The following is a 23,012-nucleotide window of genomic DNA, read 5'->3' on the forward strand; positions in this document are numbered from 1 at the left end:
CGGCAGGCCGATACGGTGGGCCTATGCGGGCGTTGATCATCGTTGACGTGCAAAACGATTTCTGCGAAGGCGGTGCGCTGCCGGTCAGCGGTGGCGAGGCGGTGGCCCGGGCGCTCACCGGCTATCTGCACACCGACCGGGGTTACCGCCATGTGGTGGCGACCCAGGACGCGCACGTCGACCCGGGCGGCCACTTCTCCGAGCATCCCGACTTCGTGTCGTCCTGGCCGCCGCACTGTCGCGCCGGCAGCCCGGGGGCGGAGTTTCATCCGGCTCTCGACACCGCGCCGATCGAGGAGGTGTTCCGCAAGGGGGCCTACGACGCCGGGTACAGCGGCTTCCTGGGTGTCGACCACGCTGAGGTCGGGTTGGCCGATTGGCTGCACCACCACCATGTCGACGCGGTCGACGTGGCCGGCATCGCCACCGACCACTGCGTCCGAGCCACCGCCGAGGATGCGGTACGCGCCGGTTTCACCACGCGGGTATTGCTGGACTTGACGGTCGGCGTGAACGCCGAGTCGACAGCATCGGCGATCGACGAGATGCGTTCTGCGGGTGTCGAATTGGTGGGGGCCCCCTGATGGCCCCCAAACAGCCCGACCTGCTGGCCGTCGTCGAACGCTCGCCGCAAGCCGCCGCCGCCCACGATCGCAGCGCCTGGGTGGGGTTGTTCAGCGCCGACGGGCGGGTCGAGGATCCGGTCGGTTCGCGTCCGCACGTGGGACTCACCCAGATCGGGCGGTTCTACGACACCTTCATCGGACCGCGCGACATCACCTTTCACCGTGACCTGGACATCGTCGGCGATTCGGTCGTCGTTCGCGACCTGGAACTCGAAGTGGCGATGGGTCCCAAAGTGACCATGCACATCCCCGCCTTCCTGCGCTACGACCTGACCGAGGTCGCCGGCGAATGGAAAGTCGCTGCGTTGCGCGCCTACTGGGACCTGCCGGCGATGATGGGGCAGTTCCTGCGCAACGGGATCAGCGCCGTCCCCGCAACCATTCAGCTGTCCAGGGGATTGCTCGGCAACCAGGGGCTGAGCGGAACGATGGGATTTGCGGCCGGATTCCGGCGGGTGCGTTCGCGTCACACCGCACTGCTGGGCAGGTTCCTGAACGCGGTGGCGCGACGCGACCGTGCCGCGGCAACGTGCGCATTGGCCGGCGGTGCGGTGATGACCAGTGGGGACACCGAGACGTTGAGCATCGACGAACTCGGCGATCGCCTCGACGGTGCCGACTGGTCGAAGATGATCGGGTCGGGCTACACCGCGGCGGTTGCGATCGACGCCGACGCCGGGCGCGGAGTGCTGTTCGCCGACCTCACCCGGCGCGGTGACGCCATCACCCGAATCCGGTACTTCCCACGCTGAGCACCGCACCGCAATAAGCTCAACGGGTGCCAACATTTCGAATCGCCGAAGTCGCCGAGTTGCTGGGGGTCAGCGACGACACCGTTCGCCGTTGGATCGACTCCGGTCGGCTTCCGGTTGCCCCGGGCAGCGGGCCACGCAGCGTCGACGGCGCGGCGCTGGCCCGGTTCGCCGAGGAGCGCGCCGTCACCGAGCCGCTGACCCGCAGTCCCGTGGTCGGGCAGTCCGCCCGCAACCGGTTGGTCGGGTTGGTGATCAACGTGGTGCGTGACACGGTGATGGCGCAGGTCGACATGCAAGTGGGACCGTTTCGGATGATGTCCCTGTTGAGCAGGCAGGCCGCCGACGAACTGAACCTCGAACCGGGCAGCCTGGTGGTCGCCTCGGTGAAAGCCACCAACGTCGTCGTCGAACTTCCCGGCCGCTCCACACCGGGTGGGCGCACCGATCCGCCCGCCGAGTTCGGCTGAACCGTTCAGCCCGACGCCCCACGCACGGCCAACGCCAGCGAGGCGGCGGACAGCAGCAGATAGCCGCCGGGGAACGCGATGTTGTACAGGACACCCGCCCGTAGGTGCGTGACGACGGCGCCGACGAAAAAGGCGACCAACCCGCCCGCCGCGGCGACCCCGATCTCCGCCGGGCCGAGTAGGCCGACGATCAGCCCGACGCCCCCAGCGAGTTTCAGTGTCCCGAGCATGGGCAGCCAGGACCGCGACACGCCGACTTCGGCGCTGTTGGCCAGGACGAACCCGGCCGGAACGAAATCAGCGACGGCGATTCCGATCGTCAGAAGTGCCGTGACCAGTGTGATGACGAGGGATAGGGTCATGATGGTCTCCATCGCTAGGTCGTACTGGATCTGTCATCCCTTCGACGACTCGGCGGCGTGAAAGGTGACCCATGGCCTCCCTCGACGAATTGGCCCGACAGTTCGAGGCAGACCGGCCGCACCTGCGATCGGTTGCCTTCCATCTGCTGGGTTCGTCTGCTGACGCGGAGGACGCCGTTCAGACGGCCTGGGTCAAGGCGAGCGGGGCCGACGCCGGGGCTGCCGAGGGCATTGAAAATCTGACCGGTTGGTTCACCACCATCACCGCCCGCGTTGCGATCGATCAGTTGCGGCAACGCCGCCGCCGGGCCGAGTTACCGCTGGCCGCCGCACACCTGGTCCCGCACGGTGCGGAGCCGGCCGTCGCTGCGGCCGCCGAGGACGTCGTATTGGCCGATGCGGTCGGCCGCGCGCTGCTGGTCGTGCTGGAACGGCTTTCGCCGGCGCAGCGGGTGGCCTACGTGCTGCATGACGTGTTCGGTCTGCCGTTCGAGGCGATCGCAGGCTTGTTGGACCGGTCAACCGACAGCGCCAAGAAGCTGGCCAGCCGAGCCCGCAGGCAGCTGCGCTCCGAGGCATCCACCGACAACCGGGGTACCGCCGAGCATCTCAAGATAGCCGAGGCGTTCCTGGCCGCGTCACGACACGGCGACATTCCCCGCCTGCTCGAACTATTGGCGTCCGGCGTGGTGCGCCGTGTCGATCGTGTGCTGGTGCCCGCCGATGTTGCCACCGAGGTGTCCGGCGCGACCCGCGTCGCCGAGGAGACCCGGCGCTTCACCCGGCGCGCCCGCGCGGGCGTCGTGCTGCTCGTCGACGGCGCACCCGGTATCGCCATCGCGCCCCACGGCCGCCTGGAAGCGCTGCTGCGCCTCGGCATCGGTGAGGACGGACGCATCCACACCATCGACATCGTCGGCGACGCCGATCGCCTCGACGCCGCCGTGCTGAGACTGACCCCGTGACTCAGAACGGTCTGTCGGCCCCTCCTTGGGTCTGATTACCCGTTCGGTGCGAGAGGATGGACCGCGAGGACCAACAGGCGGACGGAGCGCCATGGCCGACACAGCGATAGGGCGGCGGACGATACTGCGTGGCGCCGCCGCGCTCGGTGCGGCGGCGTTGGCGCCGTGGGCTGGCGGATGCGCAAGCAATGACGACGCGTTGACGTTCTTCTTTGCCGCCAATCCCGAAGAGGCCGACGCCCGGATGCGGGTGATCGAGGCCTTCCACCGCCAGCACCCCGACATCGCCGTGCGCACCGTCTTGTCGGGGGGAAACCCGATGCAGCAGATGTCCACCTTCTGCGCCGGCGGCAAATGCCCGGACGTGCTGATGGCGTGGGAGTTCTCCTACGCCGGCCTGGCCGAGCGCGGGGTGCTGCTCGATCTGAAGGCCCTGCTGGCGCGGGATCATGGGTTCGCCGCCGAGTTGCGGGCCGACAGCATCGGGCCCCTCTACGACACCTTCAACTACGGCGCAGGACAGTACGCGTTCCCCGAACAGTGGTCGGGAAATTTCCTGTTCTACAACAAGCGGCTGTTCGCGCAGGCCGGTGTGACCGCCCCGGCCCGCTGGGATCAGCCGTGGACGTTCGCGGAGTTCCTGGCCGCCGCCCGTGCCCTCACCCGGCGCGACAGCCAGGGCAAGGTCACCCAGTGGGGCTTCGTGGACACCTGGGTGCCCGCCTATTCGGCCGGCCTGTTCGGCATGAACAACGGAGTCGCCTGGTCGACGCCACGAGTCAACCCCACCCGGCTGAACTTCGGTGACGATGCCTTCATCGACGGGGTGCAGTTCTACGCCGACCTGGCCAACACCCACAGGGTGGCGCCCAGGGCGTCTGACGCCCAGTCCATTTCGACGATGAACCTGTTCGCCTCCGGCAAGGCCGCGATGGCGCTGGGTGGGCACTGGCGCTACCAGACGTTCGCGCGGGCGCCCGGGCTGGATTTCGACGTCACGGTGCTGCCGGTGGGACCGTCGGCGCCGGCCGGCGGCGCCTACTCGGACATCGGCACCACCGGTCTTGCCATCGCCGCCAGCAGCCCACGCAAGGAACAGGCCTGGGAATTCGTCAAATTCGCCACCGGCCCGTCGGGTCAGTCCGTGATCGCCCAGTCGGGGCTGTTCGTGCCGGCGCTGCGATCGGGCATCGGATCGTCCGGATTCGCCACCGCGCACCGGGGTTTGGAACATCTGACGGTACTGACCGATGGCCCCGCGCGTTCGCACGGTCTGCCGATCACGCCGGTGTGGGAGAAGGTCAACGCGCTCATCGACCGAGCCTTCGGGCCGGTGTTGCGGGGGAGTAGGCCCGCCACCTCCCTGAAAACCCAACTGACACCGCAGGTCGACGACGTGCTGGCCGGCGCATGACCGCGCGTGCACCGGTGCGCCGACGTGCGCGGGCCGGCCGCATCTTCGTCGCCCCGAATCTTGCCGCGATCGCGGTGTTCATGCTGTTTCCGCTGGGCTTCTCGCTGTATATGAGTGTGCAGCAGTGGGATCTGTTCACATCGCCGCAGTTCGTCGGCCTGGGCAACTTTCGCGGGCTCGTCGACGACCCGCTGTTTGTGATCGCGCTCCGCAACACGGCGGTGTTCATCGTGGGCAGCGTGGTTCCGACCATTGCCGTCAGCCTGGCGGTCGCCGGGGCGCTGAACCGGAAACTTCGAGGTATCAGCGTGTTCCGGACGGTGGTGTTCCTGCCGCTTGCGGTGTCGTCGGTGGTGATGGCGGTGATATGGCAGTTCGTGTTCAACACCGACAACGGGCTGCTCAACATCATGTTGAGCTGGGTCGGGCTCGGGCCGGTGCCCTGGCTGATCGAGCCGCGCTGGGCGATGGTGTCGTTATGCCTGGTCAGCGTGTGGAAAAGTGTGCCGTTCGCGGCCGTCGTTCTGCTGGCCGCGATGCAGGGTGTCCCGGAAAGTCTGCACGAAGCAGCCCGGATCGACGGCGCCGGTGAGCTGCGGCGGTTCTTTTCCATCACGGTTCCGATGATTCGTGGCGCGTTGTCGTTCACGGTGGTCATCTCGGTGATCCACGCGTTTCAGGCATTTGACCTGGTGTACGTGCTGACCGGGTCGAACGGCGGACCGGAAACCGGCACCTATGTGCTGGGGATCATGCTTTTTCAGCATGCGTTCGCCTTCCTGGACTTCGGCTATGCCTCGGCGCTGGCCTGGGTGATGTTCGCTGTTCTGCTGGTGCTGACCGTGTTGCAGCTGCGGCTGGCGCGTCGAGACACGGTCGAGCAGTGATGGTTCCGGCACTGACCCAGCGACGGATCACCGCCGGTGTCGTCCGTGCGCTTCTCTGGTACGCGGTGCTGGCCGCCATCGCGCTGTGTGCGCTGTTCCCGATCCTGTGGGCGCTGGCGGGGTCGCTCAAGCAGCAGGCCGAGGTGACCGAGCCGATCCTGTTTCCGGCGCATCCGCAGTGGTCCAACTATGCCGACGTGTTCGCCCGGATGCCGTTCTGGCGGATGTTCTGCAACACCGTCCTCTATGCCGGATCTGTCACGGCCGGACAGGTTTTCTTCTGCTCGCTGGCCGGATACGCGTTCGCCAGGCTGCCGTTCAAAGGCCGCGACACGTTGTTCGTGCTGTATCTGGCGACGCTGATGGTGCCGCTGACCGTGACCGTCATCCCGCAGTTCATCCTGATGCGGGTGTTCGGCTGGACCGACACCATGTGGGCGATGATCGTGCCCGGGCTGTTCGGCAGCGCGTTCGGCACCTACTTGATGCGGCAGTTCTTTCGCACCTTGCCAACGGATCTCGAGGAGGCGGCCATCCTCGACGGATGTTCGCCGTGGCAGATCTACTGGCGGATTCTGTTGCCGCACGCCAAACCCGCTGTGATGGTGCTCGCCGTGCTGACCTGGGTCAACGTATGGAACGACTTCCTGTGGCCGTTGCTGATGATTCAGCACAAAGACATCGCGACACTTACCCTCGGTTTGGTGTGGATGCAGGGCCAGTATGTCGCCGAGTGGCCCGTGCTGATGGCTGCCTCGATGCTGATTCTGGTGCCGTTGGTGGCGATTTACGCCGTCGCACAACGCGCCTTCATCAGCGGGATCGCCATGACCGGATTCGGTGGTCGCTGATGGCATCGGTGACGTTCGACCAGGTGACGCGACGCTACCCCGGCAGCGACCGGCCGGCGCTGGACCGGCTGGATCTGGCGGTGGGCGACGGTGAGTTCGTGGTGTTGGTCGGGCCGTCCGGTTGCGGGAAGACGACGTCGCTGCGGCTGGCGGCCGGACTGGAAACGGTGGATTCGGGGCGCATCCGGATCGGCGACCGCGACGTGACCGATGCCGACTCCAAGGACCGCGACGTGGCCATGGTGTTTCAGAACTACGCGCTCTACCCGCACATGACGGTGGCGCAGAACATGGGATTCGCGTTGAAGGTCGCCCGCACCGCCAGATCCGAGATCCGGGCGCGGGTGCTCGACGCGGCGAAGCTTCTGGACCTCGAGCCTTACCTGGGCCGCAAACCCAAAGATCTCTCCGGCGGGCAACGGCAGCGCGTCGCGATGGGCCGGGCCATCGTGCGGCGGCCCCGGGTGTTCTTGATGGATGAGCCGCTGTCGAACCTGGACGCCAAATTGCGGGTCCAGACCCGCAACCAGATCGCGAGTCTGCAACGTCGCCTGGGCACCACCACCGTCTACGTCACCCACGATCAGGTGGAGGCGATGACGATGGGCGACCGGGTGGCGGTGTTGTGCGACGGAGTCCTTCAGCAGTGCGCCGCCCCGCGCGAGCTTTATCGGGCTCCCGCCAACGTGTTCGTGGCCGGGTTCATGGGCTCACCGGCGATGAATCTGTTCTCCCTGCCGGTTGCGGACGGCGCGGTGTCGATCGGCGGCTGGCCCGTCCGGGTGCCGCGCGAGGTGGCGGATGCTGCCGGTGAGGTGGTCGTCGGAATCCGGCCCGAAGATCTTGAGGTGGACGCGGCCGGTATCGAAGTCGTCATCGATGTCGTCGAAGAACTTGGTGCCGACGCGTATCTGTATGCCAGCAGCGACGAAACCCCCGTCGTGGTACGGGTGGACGGCCGCCGGCCGGTGCACCGGGGCGACCGATTGCACCTGCGCCCGGTGGCGGACCACCTGCATTTCTTCGGCGCAGACGGTAACCGCATCGGCTAGCCGTCAACGACTATCCTGACGATATGGTCTCTGCGCGAGCCGATCTGGTTTGCGAAGGCGGCGGTGTACGCGGCATCGGCCTGGTCGGCGCAATCGACACGCTGGCCGGGGCCGGCTACCGGTTTCCGCGGGTTGCCGGCTCGAGCGCGGGCGCGGTTGTGGCCGCCCTGACGGCGGCCTTACAGACCGCCGGCGAACCATTGAGCCGGCTGGAGGAGACGATGCGCAGCATCGACTACCGAAAGCTCGCTGACCCCAGCCTGATCGGGCGGGTTCCCGCAATCGGCGGTGTGCTGTCGGTGCTGGTCCACGACGGCTTGTATCGGGGCGACTACCTGGAGAAGTTGCTCACCGGGCTGCTGGGCGACCTGGGCGTGCACACCTTCGGCGACCTGCGCACCGGGGAGATCCCCGCTCAGTACGGCTGGTCGCTGGTGGTGACTGCCAGCGACCTGTCCCGACGCCGGCTGGTCCGGATCCCGTGGGATCTGAGGAGCTACGGCATCGATCCGGACGAGTTTGCGGTGGCACGGGCGGTGCGTGCATCGTCGGCGATCCCATTCGTGTTCCAACCGCTGCGGGTGCGCGGCGCCACCTGGGTCGATGGCGGACTGCTGTCCAACTTTCCGGTCCAGCTGTTCGACCGGCCCGATGCCGACCCGCGCTGGCCGACGTTTGGTATCCGGTTGTCGGCCCGACCCGGTATCCCACCGACACGGCCCGTGCACGGACCGTTTTCACTGGGTTTCTCCGCGCTGGAAACATTGATCAGCAATCAGGACACCGCCTACCTCGACGACCCGTGCACGGTGCAGCGGACCATCTTCGTGCCTGCCCAGGAAGTCAGCGCGATCGACTTCGAGATCACCGCTCAGCAGCGCGAGGAACTCTACGACCGCGGCGTGCAGGCGGCGCGACAGTTCCTGCGGGCCTGGAGTTTCCCGGACTATCTGGCGACGTGCCAGGCGCCGCCGACGATCGCGCAGTAGGGCGCGTTGCCCGCAATGAACACGGCACTCGCGCCCAATCGCCACCGGTGCTCGATAAAAAGTCACGCTGCACGCGGTATATCCGGTCGTGAACCGGCTGGTTGCGGAGCAGACTGACTCGCTGCGGGCTTCCAGCCGACGTAGGTCAGATACAGGCCCGCCAAGGCGAACCCCACATAGAGGACCCGCCACCACAGCATCGCCGCACCCACCGTGTCCGCGACCGACATCATCGCGGTGGGGAAGGCCACCAGCAACAGCCCTTTGAGCGCGGCCAACCATCCCATCGCGGAGACGATGCTCGCAGGAGCGCCGCGCCAATAGGGGTGCAGCGCGATGACCACCAGACCGGCCAAGAGTGTGAATGCGCCGGCCGTCCACGTCCACAGCGGGCTTGAGTCGACATCGGAGACACGGGCGAACAAGTCCGGTGCACGCACGATCGCCACGATGGTGGCGATCGCAAGGAAGGGGCCGATCACGCGGGCGAACAGGCGTGTCTTGGCCTCAGTCTGTGACGTGTTCATCGTCGTTTCCTTCCACGACCTGTCATCTGAGGCGATGACCCCTTCATCTGACCCGATACCGGCCGCAGGGTGGCAGAGGCCAACGGCCCGGCACCCATGGGTCATAGGTCACGAACCGATCGGCGTGGACCGGGATGCGAGGTTACCGCGGGCTCAGCATTCAGTGCTGGTGCAGACTGCCGAGCACGTCGAGGGCCAGGGTTGAGTGCGCGTAGGCGCCGCCGGCGCGCATCTCGGCGGCCACCCAGATCGCCTCCATGATCTCCTCGTCGCTGGCACCCTTGCGATGGGCGAGTTTGGTGTGGCCCTGGATGCAGTACGGGCACTGGGTGGTGTGGGCGACCGCGACGGCGATCAGTTGTTTGGTCTTCTCCGGCAGCGCCCCGTCAGCGAACACCGCGCGGGAGAACGCCTCGAAGGCCTCGTGGGTGTGCGGCGCGAGTTCCTTACGGCGCTCGTAGACCTCGCGAGTGGCCGGGGGATACAAGCCGTCGCTCATGGGTGTCTCCGTCTCTACTCAGTCCAGCAGTTGCCGCAGTACGTACTGCATGATTCCACCGTGGCGGTAGTAGTCGGCTTCTCCGGGGGTGTCGATGCGCACCACCGCGTCGAATTCGACGTCACCGGCGCGCACCTGCACGGTGTCCGGGATGCTTTCAGCCAGCGCGGTGATCCCGGTTACCTCGAAGGTCTCCTCGCCGGTCAACCCGAGCCGGTCGGCATTTTGTCCGTCCGGGAACTGCAGCGGTAGCACACCCATCCCGATCAGGTTGGAACGGTGGATGCGCTCATAGGATTCGGCGATCACCACCCGCACCCCGAGCAGGACAGTGCCCTTGGCAGCCCAATCCCGCGAGGAGCCCGAACCGTATTCCTTGCCGGCCAGGATCACCAGCGGGGTACCGGCGGCGAGGTAGTTGACCGACGCATCGTAGATGGTGCTCACCGGGCCGTCCTCGCGGGTGAAGTCGCGGGTGAAACCGCCTTCGGTGTCCGGTGCCAGCTGGTTGCGCAACCGGATGTTGGCGAACGTGCCCCGAATCATCACCTCATGGTTTCCGCGTCGCGACCCGTAGGAGTTGAAGTCCTTGGACTCGATACCGTGCTCGGACAGGTATGTACCGGCCGGCGAATCGGCCCGAATCGATCCGGCCGGGCTGATGTGGTCGGTGGTCACCGAGTCTCCCAGCTTGGCTAGCACCCGTGCGCCGGTGATATCGCCGAGTGGCTGCGGCTCGCGCTGCATCCCGTCGAAATACGGTGGCCGGCGGACATATGTCGACTCCGAATCCCACGCGAAGGTATCGCCTTCGGGCACCGCGAGGCTGCGCCAGCGCTCATCACCGTCGAACACGTCGGCGTAGCTGTCGGTGAACATCTCCGCCTGCAGGTTGGCGCTGACAACGGAGTCCACCTCGGCTTCCGAGGGCCAGATATCGCGCAGATACACCGGCCGCCCGTCGCCGTCGGTGCCCAGCGGATCGCTCAGCAGATCGGTGTGCAGGGTGCCGGCCAGCGCGTAGGCCACCACCAGCGGCGGGGAGGCCAGGAAGTTCATTTTGGTCTCGGGGTGAATGCGCCCCTCGAAATTGCGGTTGCCCGACAGCATCGAGCACACCGTCAGGTCGCTGTCGGTGACGGCGCGGCTTACCTCGGGGATCAGCGGTCCGGAGTTACCGATACAGGTGGTGCAACCGTAGCCGACCAGGTTGAAGCCGAGCTTGTCCAGATACGGTGTGAGCCCGGCTCTCTCGTAGTACTCGGTGACCACGCGCGAACCCGGCGCCAGGGTGGTCTTGACCCAGGGTTTGCGGGTCAGGCCCTTCTCGACCGCGTTTTTGGCCAGCAGTGCCGCACCCACCATCACCGATGGGTTGGATGTGTTGGTGCAGGAGGTGATGGCGGCGATCACCACGTGGCCGTTGTCCAGTTCGACCGTGGAGCCGTCGGCCATGTCCACCGGTGTCGGCGCTGACGGCCACTCGTGGTCCTGGCCGTCGCTGCACGGGGTGCGCGGTCTGCCCGCGGCCTGGCTGGTCTGGCCGAACGCGATCGGGTCGCTGGCCGGGAAGGAGTCAGCGGACGCCTCGTCGAGTTCGGACAGCGCCTGCTCGGTCGTCTCGGCGCCGGCCAGCAGTGCGGCGACCGCGCGCGGCGCGACCCGCAGCGGGATGCGGTCCTGGGGCCGTTTGGGCCCGGCGATGGACGGTTCGACGCTGCCCAGATCCAGTTCGATGGTCTGGGAGTAGCTGGGCTTGCGATCGGGGTCATGCCAGAGGCCCTGCTCCTTGGCGTAGGCCTCCACCAGTCGGATGTGGTGATCGGAGCGTCCGGTCAGCCGCAGGTAGTCGCAGGTGACCGCGTCGATCGGGAAGATCGCGCAGGTGGCCCCGTATTCGGGGCTCATATTGCCGATGGTGGCCCGGTTGGCCAGCGGCACGTTGGCCACGCCGGGCCCGAAGAACTCGACGAACTTGCCGACGACTCCGGTGCGGCGCAGTAACTCGGCCACGGTCAGCACCAGATCGGTGGCGGTCGTGCCGGGCTGCAGTTCGCCGGTCAGCTTCAGCCCGAGGACCTGCGGGATGAGCATGCTCATCGGCTGACCCAACATGGCCGCCTCGGCTTCGATACCGCCCACACCCCAGCCCAGTACACCAAGACCGTTGACCATCGGGGTGTGCGAGTCGGTGCCGACCAGGGTGTCCGGGTACGCACTCGGCCCGCCGGATCCGTCACGAGTGAACACCACGCGGGCAAGGTATTCCAGGTTCACCTGGTGACAGATTCCGGTGTCGGGAGGCACCACGGAAAAGTCGGTGAATGCGTGCTGTGCCCAGCGCAGCAGTTGGTAGCGTTCGGCATTGCGCTCGAACTCCAGTTCGGCGTTGATCCGGAACGCGTCGCCCCGCCCAAACGCGTCGGCGATCACCGAGTGGTCGATCACCAACTCGGTGGGACACAGCGGGTTGATGCGGTCGGTGTCGCCGCCCAGGTCGGTGATGGCATCGCGCATGGCGACCAGATCGACCACACACGGCACACCGGTGAAGTCCTGCATCAGTACTCGGGCCGGGGTGTAGGCGACCTCCCGCCCGCGTTCCGCGCGGGGATCCCAGTCCGCCAGCGCGCGGACCTGTTCGGCGGTGACCAGTCGGCCGTCCTCGTTGCGCAGCAAGTTCTCCAACAGCACCTTCAGGCTGTACGGCAGCGCTTCCGAGCCATCGATGCGGTCCAAGCGGTGGATCTGGTAGGTGGTGTCGTCGACAGCGAGCCCAGTACGCGTTCCAAAACTGTCGAGAGCGGTTTCGGAGGCCATGATGACCCTCTCGCGGGGGATTGGGTTTCACTACCCAACGTAGTCGCAGAGCGCAGCCCGCGGCAGGGCCTTAGGTCCTGTGGTCGACTCTTAGCCCGGGTGGTTGGCCGCGCTCTGCAGGACCGGCAGTTGTTCGGGGCAGTAGGTGTTGATCCCCGCACCGACGAACTGCCACGCCTGGGCGTTGGTGGCGCCCTTCTGCAGGTTGGTGTTGACGAAGTGCACCGACTGGGCAGCGTCGTGATCGACGCCCTTCTCCAAGCGTTCGCAGGTGATCTTGGCCAGCCAGGCGTTGTAGTCCCGCGGGCCGTAGATGCCGTAGCCCTGCAGCTCAGCGGCGAAATCGGTGTCGACATCGGCTGACGCCGGTGCGGCGAGCGCAACACCCAACGCGGCGACGATCGCGGCCAGCCCGGTTACCTTCATAGGCTGAATAGTACATCTAACGTTTTTGTGTGTGCACCCCACGGGACGGCGGGTGTTTTCAGCCGGGTGTCACAACCGGGCCGCGAGCGCCGGCACTCCGGGTCCGGTGAGTTCATCGACTGCGCTGCGGCGGCCGGTGATCGCCATCAGGAGCGCTTCTCCGGTTCCGGTGACCTCGGTGCCGCGGCCGTGTGCCCAGTCCACATCGGTGGCCCGCAACCGTAGACCGCGGATCCGTCGCCAGGCTCCCAGCCTCGGATTCGGTGGTACCGCGTTCAATACCCGAAGCAGCCGGTCGGTCGGAATGGTGCGGGGCTGTCCCAGAGCGCGACGGATGTCTTGGTGATGGACGGTGCCATCGACCAGGGCGATCATGCCGCCGAAGCCGGCGGTCAGCCCGTGTGGGTAGAGGTGCTCGTCCAGGAAGTCGAGGAGTTGCTGCGGGCTCAGCGGGGCGAATTCGTCGACGCCGATCTGGTTGGTCCGCACGAAATAGCCCTTGACGAATCGCGCGATCAGCGCGACGGTGTTCAGCTCTTCGTAGCTGACCATGTGTGCGACGACGTCTTTCACCGTCCATCCGGCGCACAGGCTCGGCTCGTACCACTGCTGGGGGCTCAGGGTTGCCAGGTATGCGGCCAGCTCGGTGCGTTCCGCCTGGGCCATCTCCATCAGCGACGGCCCGGCCGATTGGGCCGTCATGATTGCCCGCCCTGCTCGACCAGGTCGATATAGCGCTGCAGATACAGCGGCCAGCCGGCATCGCCACCCACACCGTTACCGACCGCCTGCCAGCCTGGGCCGTGGCGGTCGAGATGCCGATGTTCGAGCTGTACCCGGGTTCGCTGCGGCGTCTCGGCGATGAAGCGAACCTCCACCTCGCTGGCCTTGGCCGGATCCGCCTGCACCTGCCACGTCGGGCCGATGTCCCAGCTGAACATGACCCGGTCGGGTGGCTCGTAGGCCAGCACCCGGGCCCAGCAGCACTCGCTGCCGTCGATGCCGCGGTCATAGATGCGTCCGCCAACCCGGGCCTCGAAAATGGTCTCGGTGATCGGCACGCTGAGCAGATTGTGCTCACGCGGCTTGAAGTCACCGAATCGAGCGGTGAACGTTTCGAAGGCGCGCTCGATGGGTGCGTTGACGACGATGTGCTGATGCACCGACGTTGAATCCGGATGGCTCATGACTTCGCTCCTTTGTCGGACTTTCTGCCGGCCCGGCCATCCGGCTGCTCAGCCACCTCCTGGAAGGAAGCCAGGGCCTGTACCCAGAACTGATCGAGTTGCGTACGCAGCGCCTCGATGCCGGCCGGGTCGAGTTGGTAGAGCCGGCGCGTCCCCTCCGCCCGATCCCGTACCAACCCAACAGATTTGAGGACCTTGAGATGCTGCGATACTGCCGGCCTGCTCACTGGCAGATCGCGGGCCAGATCGCCCACCGCGCGCGGACCCGATGCAAGCTGTTCGACGATCGCGCGGCGGGTGCGGTCGCCGAGGACGTCCCAGAAATCCTCCGCTTGGTAAGTCACCACGAACCGTAAGTTACCACTTACGCATACGGGAACTCAAGGCTACTGATGAGTAGCTCCGAGATTTGCTGGCCGGACCCGAATTCGAATCCTCACCAAAGTATTAAAGGTGCCACCCCACGGCCTTAAAGAGGAGCTTTAGCTTTGAGGTCACGTGGAGGTAACGGGGGCTCCGGTGACGGGATTCCTGCGTACAACAGGGGAGGCGGATATGACTACTGCGAATGTCGACTCGGCTCGGCGGTTGACGTACCGGTACGGAAACCCCATCGTCGAGTGCGATGGAGCCCATATGCGCGCCCAGTGCCGTCAGCTTGCCACCGTGGTGACCATCGCCGGTGACATCAACACGACCAACATCGATCGTGTCACCAAGTACGCCACCCGTTACGTACTCACCGAAAAGCCTTTTGTGCTCGATCTCAGTGAGGTGCACACCTTCTCGCCTGAGGCCATCGCATTGCTCTGGGCTGTTGAGCAAGCCTGCTCCGCCGCGGGGGTGGAGTGGTCCTTGGTCGCCGGTGACCCGGTAGACGTCGTCCTACAGGCTCAAGGTGAGCCGGCCTTCGCGACCGCTGACTCGGTGCCCGAAGCGCTCAACATTTTCCTCGAAGGCATGCTGGCGCGCCGCCGGTTACTGCCGATGCTGCACAAGACCGCTTAGAGCAAAGGGATCAGAACAATGCTTATCGACATTCGGTGGCTTGGATTCTTGCTGGGGCACCGGCACCACGCACCCCACCCGGTGGCCTCGCACTCGTAGCGAGCTCCTCGCCGTCTCGACCCGGCGCCTCGACTATCGGGGCTCGCAGTCGATCCACTCGAGGTAGCCGCTGCCGGTGATCGGGCGGCTATGAAACGCGCCGGTATAGGTGTAGGCGCCGACGTATCCGCGTCCGTGCCCGTAGCGCAGCGGTGTATCGACGTCGGCGGTGAATCCGATCAACTCGTTGCCGTTGTCGCGCACGCTCCACCGAAGCCGGGCGGGAACCCGCATGACTCGGCCACGCTCGTCGACCTGATCGTCGTCCTGGTAGGCGAGCACTTCGAAGCGCACATCGTCGAAAACCTGTGCTGGCCCGTTCAGGGTGCGTAGATGCGCGAGTCGGCATGCGGTGGCACCGGCGGCACGCACGTCGGTCAGCAGTAGTTGGGTGCGTTCGTCGAGGTTGACGATCTGATAGGTGAAGAAGTCCACCGGTAGCTTCAGCCAGTCGGGAACGGGCCGGCGCGTGAGGGCCTGATGCGTGCGGGCGCGGGCGTACTCGACCGTGCACAACCCGGAGATCTTGGTGGAACCGGTGGTGTCGGACAGCGTTCCGGTGTAGGTGGCCAGCAGACTCAGGTGGTCGTAGACCGGCGTGCGGACAAACCAGGAAACGTGGGGTGTCGTCGCGATCGCGAGGTTGGTCTGCATCTGCTGGTAGCGGGCGTCGACGGTGAAGTTCGGATAATCGGCGGTGATCGTCAGGTCGCTGCCCCATGCCAAACGACTTCCGTCGGCGGCGAATTCGCAGTCCGCGACGACGTCGTAGGCGCGGTAGTGATGTTGGGCGCCGCTTGCGGTGGACGACAGCACGGTGGCGGTGTTGCGAGCGTCGGCCGCCGCCAGGTAGTCGTTGTCGAACGCGGTCAACCCGGTGGGGCCGATCAGGGTCATGGTGTTGAGGTAGCGATACGGGGCGGGCAGCTCGGGGATGAACACACCGTAGTGAACACACGACCACTGTCGCGAATCATGATGGGGGCGAAGGATGTGCGGGCTGGCGAACGGCCGCGTGGAGGCCTGCATGCGCGAATCGACCCGGGGCAGAACCTGGTTGACGACAAACCTGCCCAGCGTCCGCATCGCGGACTCGTGTGTGGGCCTACCCACCGGCCCTCAGCTTCTCCAGTTGCTGCAGCACCACGGCCTCCAGGTGGCCCGGCGGAAACCGGTTGGGTTCACTGACGGCATGCAGCGCCAGTCCGTCGATAAGCGCGCAGAGCACGTCGCACTCCACTCCGGGATCGAAATCCTTCCGCAGTGATCCGGTGCGCTGGCCGCGGGCCAGCAGCGAGCGAACCTCCTGCCGGATTTCCCCATAACGGGCGTGGAAGGCCGCGGTGAACGCCGGTGCGGTCTCGGCACTGGCGAGGACCTGCGCATAGATGCGCCAGAGGACTTCCTTGTCGGGGTCGCTGGGCAGCGGCAGTACGCACAGGCGGCGGAGGTCTTCGTACGCACTGTTCTGCGGAGCCGTTTGCGACAGCAGATATTCGAACGGGGTGAACGCCGCTTCGGCGACCGCCACCAGCAGCTCTTCCTTGTCTTTGAAATAGTGCATCACCACGCCGGTGGTGTAGCCGATCTCGCGGGCGATCGAGCGAAGCGATGCCCCGGAGAGGCCGTCGCGGGCGATGACCCGCACCGCCGCATCCACGACTTCGGCCCGTCGGTCGCTGCCGTTGGCCGCTGACAAGCGGGTGGGCACGTGGGCGACTTCATTGACTGACATCACCGCACCTCCGGGTCTTGACAAACGCAACGAACGTGAGCAGCATAACACTCGTTAGGTACATCACAACTGTTATGAGGTAGAGGTCATGCAGGTAACCGAGCAGATGAAGCGGGATCTGGCCGACGACGGGGCGATCGTCGCCCGGGGCCTGTTCACCCCCGAGCGACTCCAACGCGTCCGCGATTCATTCGACTACGGGATCGCCCACCCGAGCCCGCAGCACGGCTTGGCGTACGCGGGCACACCCGATGAGCATTTCAACGATTACGGCAACCCGGATAACGCCGAGGTGCACCTGGCGACGATCAAGGAGTTGCAACTCGCCGATTTCGTGGCGTCACTGTGGGGATCCGAGCATGTGTGGTTCCTGGGGGAGGAGCTGTTCATCAAGAAGGGTGGCAAAGCCGGCCGGTCACCCTGGCACCAGGACACGTCCTACATGCCGGCCAACGGGCCCCACCTGCTCAATATTTGGATCAGCTTCGAGAAGCTGCCGCGCAAGAACGTGCTGGAAGTGGTCCGGGGCTCGCACCGCGGCCCACAGTACAACGGCACGAGTTATGGCAATGCGACTGACCACACCAGTCCGCTGTTCACCGACACCGACTGGCCCCGATTGCCGAACATCGAGGCCGAGCGCACCCAAGACCCGGCGTCCTGGGACGTCATCTCCTGGGACCTGGAGCCCGGTGATGCACTGGTCTTCCACTCCGGTGCCCTGCACGGCGGCGCCCCGGTGACGCCGGACTGCCCGGACCGCCACACGCTGGTGTTCCGCTTCTTCGGCGACAAGATGTTCTACCGGCCGCTGCCGACCGGCCCGGTGGACTTCAAATACGACATCAGCGAGCTCAACGACCCGTCGCTGACCCCGGGCGACCCGTACCATCCCGGCTACTACGCCCAACTGCGCTGAATCCCGAAGGAGCGACGATGCAGGTCCTGATCCCGGCCTGGATGCAGCCGATGTACGACACCTACCACTTCGCGCCCGCTGTCATCGACGGCGATCACCTGCGTTGCTCGGGCATGATCGGCCTGCATCCGGATCTCACCGTTCCCGAGGACCCGGCCGCGCAGTTCACCTTGGCCTTCGAGAACCTCGGCGGACTGCTCGCGCAGGCAGGTCTCACCTTCGCCGACGTGATCGAGATGACGACCTACCACGTCGGGCTGCAGGCACATATGGAGGCGTTCGTCGCGGTCAAGGACACGTTCATCGCCGCGCCCTACCCGGCGTGGACAGCGGTCGGCATCTCCGAACTCGCCACACCCGGTGCCCTGGTCGAAGTCCAGGTCACGGCGCGAATGCGCTGATCACCGGCCGCTAAACGAATTGCACTTCCCGTTGGCGATCTTCGCGGGCGAGCCGGCGGTCGCGCTGTTCCTCGAACTTGATCACTTGACGTTCGAGGCCTTCCAGATAAGCCGCGAGCTGTTCGCGGCGTTGCTCGCCCCGGGCGGTGAAGTCATCGCGTTCGAAGATTCGCCACTTGCGCAGGTTCGGAGTCACGACTTCGTCGAGATGCTGGCGGGGGTCGTAGATACCGTGCTTGGCCATCAAGACCCCGTTGCGACGAAAGTTGGGCATGCCTTGACCGGGCATCCGGAAGTTTTCGACCACATCGGCAACCGCCTCGATCGCCTGGTCGGGCGCAAGGTCCAACGCCGCACCGCAGATGTTCCGGTAGAAGATCATGTGCAGGTTCTCATCGGCGGCAACGCGTTGCAGCATCCGGTCTGCGACCGGGTCGTTGCAGACCTTGCCGGTGTTGCGGTGGCTCACGCGGGTGGCAAGCTCCTGAAACGTCACATAGGCGACCGACAGCAAGAAATCGGTCTTGTGCCGTGCCTCTTCCTCGGGGGTGGCCGCAAACCCGTTGGTCATGTGCTCCAAACGGGCCCGCTCCAGGGCCTCCGGGTCCACGCCGCGGGTGACGACGAGGTAGTCGCGAATCACGATGCCGTGGCGGCCTTCCTCGGCGGTCCACCGGCCGACCCAGGTGCCCCAGGCGCTATCGAGAGAGAAGTACTTGGCCGCCTCACGATGGTAGGAGGGCAGGTTGTCCTCGGTGAGCAGGTTGGTGATCATCGCAGCCTTCGCGACGTCGCTGAGTTGCGAGTGTTCCTGCGACCAAGACGCGCCGCCCAACGGCGCGGAATTGCGACCACGATCCCAGGGCACATAGTCGTGCGGATGCCACTCAGTTGTCACCGCCAGATGCCGGTTGACGTTCGCTTCGGCGATCGGCTCGAGCTCACTGAGCATCTCCCGATCGGTCAACTGTCTCGACATCGCACCTTAACTTTTCAGTACCCGGGCGGCCCCCAAGGCCAGGGCAGCGTAACTTACCCGCGCAGGGCACAGCGAAACCGCAAGAGCGATCCGGCGGTCCTGATCGCATGCTCGCCGTGGCGCAATCGTCTCGAAAGCGATCTCGTACGCCCCGGCCGAGGGCTGGTGAGCGGGCGCAAACCCGCTGATCACTAGCCGAATCCAGCCGAACGCGTACGCATCGATCAACAAGATGATAAATTCTTCAACTTGTTGATCACATAAGTGTGCAAGTTCTGAGGAGTACGTGTGGATTCGCAGCCGCTGTACAAACTCAAGGCCGAGTTCTTCAAGACCCTGGGTCACCCGGCGCGGATCAGGATTCTGGAGCTTCTTTCCGAACGGGACTGGGCGGTGGGCGAGATGCTGCCGGAGGTGGGGCTGGAATCGTCCAACCTCTCGCAGCAGCTGGCCGTATTGCGGCGCACCGGGGTCGTGCAGGCGCGTAAGGACGGCACGTCGGTGATCTACTCGATCACGTCGCCGGATATCGCCGAGCTGCTGGCGGTGGCGCGCCGGGTGCTGACGCGAATGCTCAGCGACCGCGTTGCGGTGCTGGAGGATCTGCGCACCGTCAGCGCGGCGGAATAGCGCGATGCGGGGCTGGCTGTCCAAGATTGTCCGCGTCGGCCGGGTCGTCGAGCCCGCCGAGCCCGCGCCGGTCGCCGCAATCGAGCCACCCGCAGGAGTGCGAGGTTCGCTGCAGATCCGGCACGTCGACGCCGGATCGTGCAACGGCTGCGAGGTGGAGATCTCCGGAGCGTTCGGGCCGGTCTACGACGCGGAACGGTTCGGTGCACGGCTGGTGGCCTCACCGCGGCACGCCGATGCCCTGCTGGTGACCGGGGTGGTGACGCGGAACATGGCGGGGCCCTTGCGCAACACGCTCGAGGCGACACCGCGACCGCGGGTGGTGGTCGCGTGTGGAGACTGCGCGTTGAACCGTGGCGTGTTCCAGGACGCCTACGGCGTGGTCGGCGCCGTCGGCGAAGTCGTCCCCGTCGACGTCGAGATCCCGGGATGCCCACCGACACCCGCCCAGATCGTCGCGGCGCTGCGATCGGTCACCGGGAAATGAGCACAGCGCTGGCACCGGCCGCAGCGCCGGAGATTACTCCCCGCAACGGGTTTGGCCCGCTGGCTACCGGGATCGCGACGGCGGCCATCGGCGCGGTCGGGGTCGCAACGGGACTGGCGGGTGTGTCGGGTGCCGCGCCGTCGGTGCGTATCGGCTGGCTGCTTCCGCTGAGCGGGGTGCAGCTGAGCCTCGACGCGCTTGGTGGCCTGTTCATGGCACTGACCGGCGCGGTATCGGTCGCGGCCGGCATCTATGTGATCGGCTACGCGCGGCGCGGACATTTCGGTGCTCTGCAGCTGCTGATCCTGCCGCTATTCGTAGCGGCGATGCTCACGGTGCCGGCGGCGGCGTCGGCGACGACTTTCCTGTGGGCGTGGGAACTGATGGCGGTGACCTCGCTGATCTTGGTGCTGACCGACCACACCCGCCCACAGGTTCGTGCCGCCGGATTCGTGTACGCGGTAATGACGCAGCTCGGCTTCGTCTGCATTCTGATCGCGATGGTGGCGCTCGCAGCTGCCGGCGGAGCGGATCGGTTCGCTGACCTCGGTCCGGTGCCCGACAACCTACGCACCGTCGTGTTCGTACTGACGCTGGCCGGCTTCGGATCCAAGGCCGGGCTGGTGCCGCTACACATCTGGCTGCCACGCGCGCATCCGGAGGCACCCAGTCCGGTGTCGGCATTGATGAGCGCGGCGATGGTCAATCTGGGGATCTACGGCATCATCCGCATCGATCTGCAGCTGCTGGGCCCGGGCCCACGCTGGTGGGGGCTCACCCTGCTGATCGTCGGCGGTGTATCCGCCCTCTACGGCGTGATGCAGGCTTCGGTGGCGACGGATCTCAAACGGCTGCTGGCATTCTCGACGACCGAGAACATGGGCCTGATCAGCCTCGCGTTGGGCGCGGCCACCCTGTTCGCCGGTTCGGGCGCACACGCCCCGGCGACCGTGGCCGCCGCGGCGGCGCTGCTGCACGTCATCGCGCATGCCGCGTTCAAGAGCCTCGGCTTCCTGGCGGCGGGTTCGGTGTTGGCGTCGACCGGGCTGCGCGATCTCGACCGGCTCGGCGGGCTGGCCCGGCGGATGCCGGTGACCACCACGCTGTTCGGGGTGGCTGCCCTCGGGGCGTGCGGGTTACCGCTGGGGGCGGGCTTCGTGGGGGAGTGGCTGCTCATCCAGGCCTTGATCCACGCCCCGCCCGGCCACGACACGCTGCTGGCGCTGACGGCGCCGGCCGCACTGGGTACCGTCGCCCTGGCCACCGGCTTGAGCGTGGCGGCAATGGTCAAGGCGTGGGGCATCGGATTTCTGGCGCGCGCCCGTTCGGAGCAGGCCGCCGCCGCGGACGAAGCACCACCCGCCATGGTGGCCGGCATGCTGGCCCCGGCACTGGCCTGCGTGGTTCTGGCAGTGGCACCGTCGGCCGTCGCGCCGATCCTGGCGGATGCATTGCGGACGCTGCCGGCCGCCCAGTCCGTCGACTACGCGGGGTTGGGCGCCATGGTGCGGCTACCGGGACTACCGGGATCGATCGCACCGGCGGTGATCGCGGTCGGCGTCGTCGTCGCGGCACTGGCCGCCGCCGGGCTGGCGCGATGGCGTTCGCGACGCCGCCCGGCGCCCGCAGCATTGCCGTTATGGGCCTGCGGTGCAGACGATCTCACCGCCCGCATGCAGTACACCGCCACATCCTTCGCCGAGCCGCTGCAGCGGGTATTCGACGACGTGCTGCGCCCTGACATCGATGTCGATGTCACCCATACCGCCGAGTCTCGCTATCTGGCCGACAGGATCGTCTACCGCTCCAGGATCGGCGATGTGACCGAGCGGTGGCTGTACGCACCTGTTGTCGGGGCGGTCCAGTCGGCGGCAGGCCTGATGCGGCGCGCCCACACCGGCAGTGTGCACCTCTATTTGGCGTACGGCGCACTGGGTGTGGTGACGGTCCTGGTGGTGGCGCGGTGAACGTCATGTCATATGTGGCCGGTGCGGCACAGATCGGGGCGGTCATGTTCGGCGCCCCGGTGGTGATCGGCCTGACCCGGCAGGTGCGGGCCCGTTGGGAGGGCCGTGCCGGAGCCGGGTTGCTGCAGCCGTGGCGGGATATCCGCAAGCAGCTCGGAAAACAACAGATCAACCCGGCCGGCACCACCGTCGTGTTCGCCGCGGCGCCGGCCATCATCGCCGGCAGCACACTGCTCATCGTCGCGATCGCGCCGCTGGTGGCCACCGGGTCCCCGCTGGATCCGGCCGCCGATCTGTTCGCCGTGGTCGGGCTGCTGTTCCTGGGCACCGTCGCGTTGACGTTGGCCGGCATCGACACGGGAACGTCGTTCGGCGGCATGGGTTCCAGCCGCGAAATCACCATCGCCGCCCTGGTGGAGCCCACCATCCTGATGGCCGTGTTCGCGCTGTCGATCCCGACCGGGTCGGCCAACCTCGGCGCCCTGGTGGCCACCACGACCGCACACCCGGACCAGGTGGCCACGCTGGCCGGGGTGCTGGCCTTCGCCGCGTTGGCGATCGTCATCGTCGCCGAGACCGGGCGACTGCCGGTCGACAACCCGGCCACCCACCTGGAACTGACCATGGTGCATGAGGCGATGGTGCTGGAGTACGCGGGTCCGCGGCTGGCGCTGGTGGAATGGGCGGCCGGAATGCGGCTGACCGTGTTGCTGGCGCTGCTGGCGAACCTGTTCCTGCCGTGGGGGATTGCCGGGACGCGGCCCACTGCTGCCGAGCTGCTGATCGGGGTCGCCGTGATCATCGTCAAAGTGGCCGCCCTGGCGGCGGCGCTGGCCACGGCTGAAGTGTTCCTGGCCAAGCTCCGGTTGTTCCGGGTACCCGAGCTGCTGGCCGGATCGTTTGTACTGGCGCTGTTGGCGGTCAGCGCTGCCAACTTCTTTCGGGCGCAGGGGTGACCAC

General features: G+C 66.5%; 27 protein-coding genes. 16 read left to right on the forward strand and 11 right to left on the reverse strand.

What is annotated here, in order from left to right:
- Positions 1-23: 23 nt before the first annotated feature.
- From AC5Y36_RS08775 to AC5Y36_RS08785, 3 genes are read left to right on the forward strand one after another with little or no spacing between them, the layout of a single operon-like run.
- Positions 24-584, forward strand: coding sequence for a nicotinamidase (locus AC5Y36_RS08775; RefSeq protein WP_500040480.1), 561 nt, complete (start codon positions 24-26; stop codon positions 582-584).
- On the forward strand, positions 581-1,378 hold the full coding sequence (locus AC5Y36_RS08780; protein WP_500040532.1) for a ketosteroid isomerase family protein: 798 nt from the start codon (positions 581-583) through the stop codon (positions 1,376-1,378). Before AC5Y36_RS08775 ends, AC5Y36_RS08780 begins: the two co-directional genes overlap by 4 nt.
- A gap of 26 nt (positions 1,379-1,404) precedes the next feature.
- Complete coding sequence (locus AC5Y36_RS08785) at positions 1,405-1,848, forward strand: TOBE domain-containing protein (RefSeq protein ID WP_500040481.1); 444 nt, start codon at positions 1,405-1,407, stop codon at positions 1,846-1,848.
- Positions 1,849-1,853: 5 nt separating this feature from the next.
- Here AC5Y36_RS08785 and AC5Y36_RS08790 read toward each other — a convergent pair whose 3' ends face one another.
- A complete protein-coding gene (locus AC5Y36_RS08790; RefSeq protein ID WP_500040482.1) occupies positions 1,854-2,210 on the reverse strand; it encodes a DoxX family protein in 357 nt (118 codons plus the stop codon).
- 71 nt (positions 2,211-2,281) lie between these two features.
- Here AC5Y36_RS08790 and AC5Y36_RS08795 point away from each other — a divergent pair, with 71 nt between their 5' ends.
- The 6 genes from AC5Y36_RS08795 to AC5Y36_RS08820 all read left to right on the forward strand — a co-directional run bounded on the left by AC5Y36_RS08795 (position 2,282) and on the right by AC5Y36_RS08820 (position 8,368).
- Positions 2,282-3,175, forward strand: a complete 894-nt coding sequence (locus tag AC5Y36_RS08795) for a sigma-70 family RNA polymerase sigma factor (protein WP_500040483.1) — start codon at positions 2,282-2,284, stop codon at positions 3,173-3,175.
- Between the two features lie 91 nt (positions 3,176-3,266).
- Positions 3,267-4,589 (forward strand): ABC transporter substrate-binding protein, encoded by a 1,323-nt coding sequence (locus tag AC5Y36_RS08800; RefSeq protein WP_500040484.1) that lies wholly within the window; start codon positions 3,267-3,269, stop codon positions 4,587-4,589.
- The gene (locus AC5Y36_RS08805; RefSeq protein WP_500040485.1) at positions 4,586-5,476 is read left to right on the forward strand and encodes a carbohydrate ABC transporter permease; all 891 of its coding nucleotides are present in this window, start codon (positions 4,586-4,588) and stop codon (positions 5,474-5,476) included. The genes AC5Y36_RS08800 and AC5Y36_RS08805 overlap by 4 nt, the downstream gene beginning before the upstream one ends.
- The gene (locus AC5Y36_RS08810) at positions 5,476-6,327 is read left to right on the forward strand and encodes a carbohydrate ABC transporter permease (protein ID WP_500040533.1); all 852 of its coding nucleotides are present in this window, start codon (positions 5,476-5,478) and stop codon (positions 6,325-6,327) included. The genes AC5Y36_RS08805 and AC5Y36_RS08810 overlap by 1 nt, the downstream gene beginning before the upstream one ends.
- Entirely contained in the window at positions 6,327-7,379 is a 1,053-nt protein-coding gene (locus AC5Y36_RS08815) for an ABC transporter ATP-binding protein (protein WP_500040486.1), read from the forward strand. Before AC5Y36_RS08810 ends, AC5Y36_RS08815 begins: the two co-directional genes overlap by 1 nt.
- Before the next feature lie 23 nt (positions 7,380-7,402).
- Positions 7,403-8,368, forward strand: a complete 966-nt coding sequence (locus tag AC5Y36_RS08820; RefSeq protein ID WP_500040487.1) for a patatin-like phospholipase family protein — start codon at positions 7,403-7,405, stop codon at positions 8,366-8,368.
- Between the two features lie 62 nt (positions 8,369-8,430).
- On the opposite strand, the gene AC5Y36_RS08825 is transcribed toward AC5Y36_RS08820, so the two are convergent.
- The 7 genes from AC5Y36_RS08825 to AC5Y36_RS08855 form a co-directional block, all read right to left on the reverse strand.
- Positions 8,431-8,895, reverse strand: coding sequence for a hypothetical protein (locus AC5Y36_RS08825; protein ID WP_500040488.1), 465 nt, complete (start codon positions 8,893-8,895; stop codon positions 8,431-8,433).
- A gap of 160 nt (positions 8,896-9,055) precedes the next feature.
- Positions 9,056-9,394 (reverse strand): carboxymuconolactone decarboxylase family protein, encoded by a 339-nt coding sequence (locus AC5Y36_RS08830; RefSeq protein WP_500040489.1) that lies wholly within the window; start codon positions 9,392-9,394, stop codon positions 9,056-9,058.
- 18 nt (positions 9,395-9,412) lie between these two features.
- Positions 9,413-12,214 carry an aconitate hydratase gene (locus AC5Y36_RS08835; protein ID WP_500040490.1) on the reverse strand — a complete coding sequence of 934 codons (2,802 nt, stop codon included), beginning with the start codon at positions 12,212-12,214 and terminating at the stop codon, positions 9,413-9,415.
- Between the two features lie 90 nt (positions 12,215-12,304).
- Positions 12,305-12,640 (reverse strand): DUF732 domain-containing protein, encoded by a 336-nt coding sequence (locus AC5Y36_RS08840; RefSeq protein ID WP_500040491.1) that lies wholly within the window; start codon positions 12,638-12,640, stop codon positions 12,305-12,307.
- Positions 12,641-12,709: 69 nt separating this feature from the next.
- Positions 12,710-13,342 (reverse strand): maleylpyruvate isomerase family mycothiol-dependent enzyme, encoded by a 633-nt coding sequence (locus AC5Y36_RS08845; protein WP_500040492.1) that lies wholly within the window; start codon positions 13,340-13,342, stop codon positions 12,710-12,712.
- Positions 13,339-13,827, reverse strand: a complete 489-nt coding sequence (locus AC5Y36_RS08850; RefSeq protein ID WP_500040493.1) for an SRPBCC family protein — start codon at positions 13,825-13,827, stop codon at positions 13,339-13,341. The genes AC5Y36_RS08845 and AC5Y36_RS08850 overlap by 4 nt, the downstream gene beginning before the upstream one ends.
- Complete coding sequence (locus AC5Y36_RS08855; protein ID WP_500040494.1) at positions 13,824-14,174, reverse strand: ArsR/SmtB family transcription factor; 351 nt, start codon at positions 14,172-14,174, stop codon at positions 13,824-13,826. Before AC5Y36_RS08855 ends, AC5Y36_RS08850 begins: the two co-directional genes overlap by 4 nt.
- Before the next feature lie 289 nt (positions 14,175-14,463).
- Here AC5Y36_RS08855 and AC5Y36_RS08860 point away from each other — a divergent pair, with 289 nt between their 5' ends.
- Positions 14,464-14,835: an STAS domain-containing protein gene (locus AC5Y36_RS08860; protein ID WP_500040495.1), complete on the forward strand. Its 372-nt coding sequence runs from the start codon at positions 14,464-14,466 to the stop codon at positions 14,833-14,835.
- A gap of 132 nt (positions 14,836-14,967) precedes the next feature.
- Here AC5Y36_RS08860 and AC5Y36_RS08865 read toward each other — a convergent pair whose 3' ends face one another.
- Both AC5Y36_RS08865 and AC5Y36_RS08870 read right to left on the reverse strand, forming a co-directional pair.
- Positions 14,968-16,020, reverse strand: a complete 1,053-nt coding sequence (locus AC5Y36_RS08865) for a DUF6670 family protein (protein ID WP_500040534.1) — start codon at positions 16,018-16,020, stop codon at positions 14,968-14,970.
- Positions 16,021-16,039: 19 nt separating this feature from the next.
- Entirely contained in the window at positions 16,040-16,669 is a 630-nt protein-coding gene (locus tag AC5Y36_RS08870; protein ID WP_500040496.1) for a TetR/AcrR family transcriptional regulator, read from the reverse strand.
- Between the two features lie 88 nt (positions 16,670-16,757).
- On the opposite strand from AC5Y36_RS08870, the gene AC5Y36_RS08875 reads away from it, so the two are divergent.
- Together AC5Y36_RS08875 and AC5Y36_RS08880 are read left to right on the forward strand one after the other, a co-directional pair.
- Positions 16,758-17,588, forward strand: coding sequence for a phytanoyl-CoA dioxygenase family protein (locus AC5Y36_RS08875; protein ID WP_500040497.1), 831 nt, complete (start codon positions 16,758-16,760; stop codon positions 17,586-17,588).
- A 17-nt stretch (positions 17,589-17,605) separates the two neighbouring features.
- Positions 17,606-17,989 (forward strand): RidA family protein, encoded by a 384-nt coding sequence (locus tag AC5Y36_RS08880; protein WP_500040498.1) that lies wholly within the window; start codon positions 17,606-17,608, stop codon positions 17,987-17,989.
- 10 nt (positions 17,990-17,999) lie between these two features.
- On the opposite strand, the gene AC5Y36_RS08885 is transcribed toward AC5Y36_RS08880, so the two are convergent.
- Positions 18,000-18,968, reverse strand: a complete 969-nt coding sequence (locus tag AC5Y36_RS08885) for an acyl-ACP desaturase (protein ID WP_500040499.1) — start codon at positions 18,966-18,968, stop codon at positions 18,000-18,002.
- Positions 18,969-19,256: 288 nt separating this feature from the next.
- Between AC5Y36_RS08885 and AC5Y36_RS08890 the strand changes: the two genes are divergently transcribed.
- Genes AC5Y36_RS08890 through AC5Y36_RS08905 form a run of 4 tightly spaced genes read left to right on the forward strand, consistent with a single transcriptional unit; the run spans position 19,257 to position 23,008 of the window.
- Entirely contained in the window at positions 19,257-19,598 is a 342-nt protein-coding gene (locus tag AC5Y36_RS08890) for an ArsR/SmtB family transcription factor (RefSeq protein ID WP_500040500.1), read from the forward strand.
- A 4-nt stretch (positions 19,599-19,602) separates the two neighbouring features.
- Positions 19,603-20,085 carry an NADH-quinone oxidoreductase subunit B family protein gene (locus tag AC5Y36_RS08895; protein WP_500040501.1) on the forward strand — a complete coding sequence of 161 codons (483 nt, stop codon included), beginning with the start codon at positions 19,603-19,605 and terminating at the stop codon, positions 20,083-20,085.
- On the forward strand, positions 20,082-22,052 hold the full coding sequence (locus AC5Y36_RS08900; RefSeq protein ID WP_500040502.1) for a proton-conducting transporter transmembrane domain-containing protein: 1,971 nt from the start codon (positions 20,082-20,084) through the stop codon (positions 22,050-22,052). Before AC5Y36_RS08895 ends, AC5Y36_RS08900 begins: the two co-directional genes overlap by 4 nt.
- A 5-nt stretch (positions 22,053-22,057) precedes the next feature.
- Entirely contained in the window at positions 22,058-23,008 is a 951-nt protein-coding gene (locus AC5Y36_RS08905) for a respiratory chain complex I subunit 1 family protein (RefSeq protein ID WP_500040535.1), read from the forward strand.
- The last annotated feature ends 4 nt before the right edge of the window (positions 23,009-23,012 follow it).

It is taken from the genome of Mycobacterium sp. NGS50, from assembly GCF_059812545.1.

What these genes read in the sequence shown, in the direction of transcription:
- AC5Y36_RS08775 (WP_500040480.1), top strand. Translation starts at nt 24, where the DNA reads ATGCGGGCGTTGATCATCGTTGACGTGCAAAACGATTTCTGCGAAGGC.
- AC5Y36_RS08790 (WP_500040482.1), bottom strand. Translation starts at nt 2,210, where the DNA reads ATGACCCTATCCCTCGTCATCACACTGGTCACGGCACTTCTGACGATC.
- AC5Y36_RS08795 (WP_500040483.1), top strand. Translation starts at nt 2,282, where the DNA reads ATGGCCTCCCTCGACGAATTGGCCCGACAGTTCGAGGCAGACCGGCCG.
- AC5Y36_RS08800 (WP_500040484.1), top strand. Translation starts at nt 3,267, where the DNA reads ATGGCCGACACAGCGATAGGGCGGCGGACGATACTGCGTGGCGCCGCC.
- AC5Y36_RS08805 (WP_500040485.1), top strand. Translation starts at nt 4,586, where the DNA reads ATGACCGCGCGTGCACCGGTGCGCCGACGTGCGCGGGCCGGCCGCATC.
- AC5Y36_RS08810 (WP_500040533.1), top strand. Translation starts at nt 5,476, where the DNA reads ATGGTTCCGGCACTGACCCAGCGACGGATCACCGCCGGTGTCGTCCGT.
- AC5Y36_RS08815 (WP_500040486.1), top strand. Translation starts at nt 6,327, where the DNA reads ATGGCATCGGTGACGTTCGACCAGGTGACGCGACGCTACCCCGGCAGC.
- AC5Y36_RS08820 (WP_500040487.1), top strand. Translation starts at nt 7,403, where the DNA reads ATGGTCTCTGCGCGAGCCGATCTGGTTTGCGAAGGCGGCGGTGTACGC.
- AC5Y36_RS08825 (WP_500040488.1), bottom strand. Translation starts at nt 8,895, where the DNA reads ATGAACACGTCACAGACTGAGGCCAAGACACGCCTGTTCGCCCGCGTG.
- AC5Y36_RS08830 (WP_500040489.1), bottom strand. Translation starts at nt 9,394, where the DNA reads ATGAGCGACGGCTTGTATCCCCCGGCCACTCGCGAGGTCTACGAGCGC.
- AC5Y36_RS08835 (WP_500040490.1), bottom strand. Translation starts at nt 12,214, where the DNA reads ATGGCCTCCGAAACCGCTCTCGACAGTTTTGGAACGCGTACTGGGCTC.
- AC5Y36_RS08840 (WP_500040491.1), bottom strand. Translation starts at nt 12,640, where the DNA reads ATGAAGGTAACCGGGCTGGCCGCGATCGTCGCCGCGTTGGGTGTTGCG.
- AC5Y36_RS08845 (WP_500040492.1), bottom strand. Translation starts at nt 13,342, where the DNA reads ATGACGGCCCAATCGGCCGGGCCGTCGCTGATGGAGATGGCCCAGGCG.
- AC5Y36_RS08850 (WP_500040493.1), bottom strand. Translation starts at nt 13,827, where the DNA reads ATGAGCCATCCGGATTCAACGTCGGTGCATCAGCACATCGTCGTCAAC.
- AC5Y36_RS08860 (WP_500040495.1), top strand. Translation starts at nt 14,464, where the DNA reads ATGCGCGCCCAGTGCCGTCAGCTTGCCACCGTGGTGACCATCGCCGGT.
- AC5Y36_RS08865 (WP_500040534.1), bottom strand. Translation starts at nt 16,020, where the DNA reads ATGCGGACGCTGGGCAGGTTTGTCGTCAACCAGGTTCTGCCCCGGGTC.
- AC5Y36_RS08870 (WP_500040496.1), bottom strand. Translation starts at nt 16,669, where the DNA reads ATGTCAGTCAATGAAGTCGCCCACGTGCCCACCCGCTTGTCAGCGGCC.
- AC5Y36_RS08875 (WP_500040497.1), top strand. Translation starts at nt 16,758, where the DNA reads ATGCAGGTAACCGAGCAGATGAAGCGGGATCTGGCCGACGACGGGGCG.
- AC5Y36_RS08880 (WP_500040498.1), top strand. Translation starts at nt 17,606, where the DNA reads ATGCAGGTCCTGATCCCGGCCTGGATGCAGCCGATGTACGACACCTAC.
- AC5Y36_RS08885 (WP_500040499.1), bottom strand. Translation starts at nt 18,968, where the DNA reads ATGTCGAGACAGTTGACCGATCGGGAGATGCTCAGTGAGCTCGAGCCG.
- AC5Y36_RS08895 (WP_500040501.1), top strand. Translation starts at nt 19,603, where the DNA reads ATGCGGGGCTGGCTGTCCAAGATTGTCCGCGTCGGCCGGGTCGTCGAG.
- AC5Y36_RS08900 (WP_500040502.1), top strand. Translation starts at nt 20,082, where the DNA reads ATGAGCACAGCGCTGGCACCGGCCGCAGCGCCGGAGATTACTCCCCGC.
- AC5Y36_RS08905 (WP_500040535.1), top strand. Translation starts at nt 22,058, where the DNA reads ATGTCATATGTGGCCGGTGCGGCACAGATCGGGGCGGTCATGTTCGGC.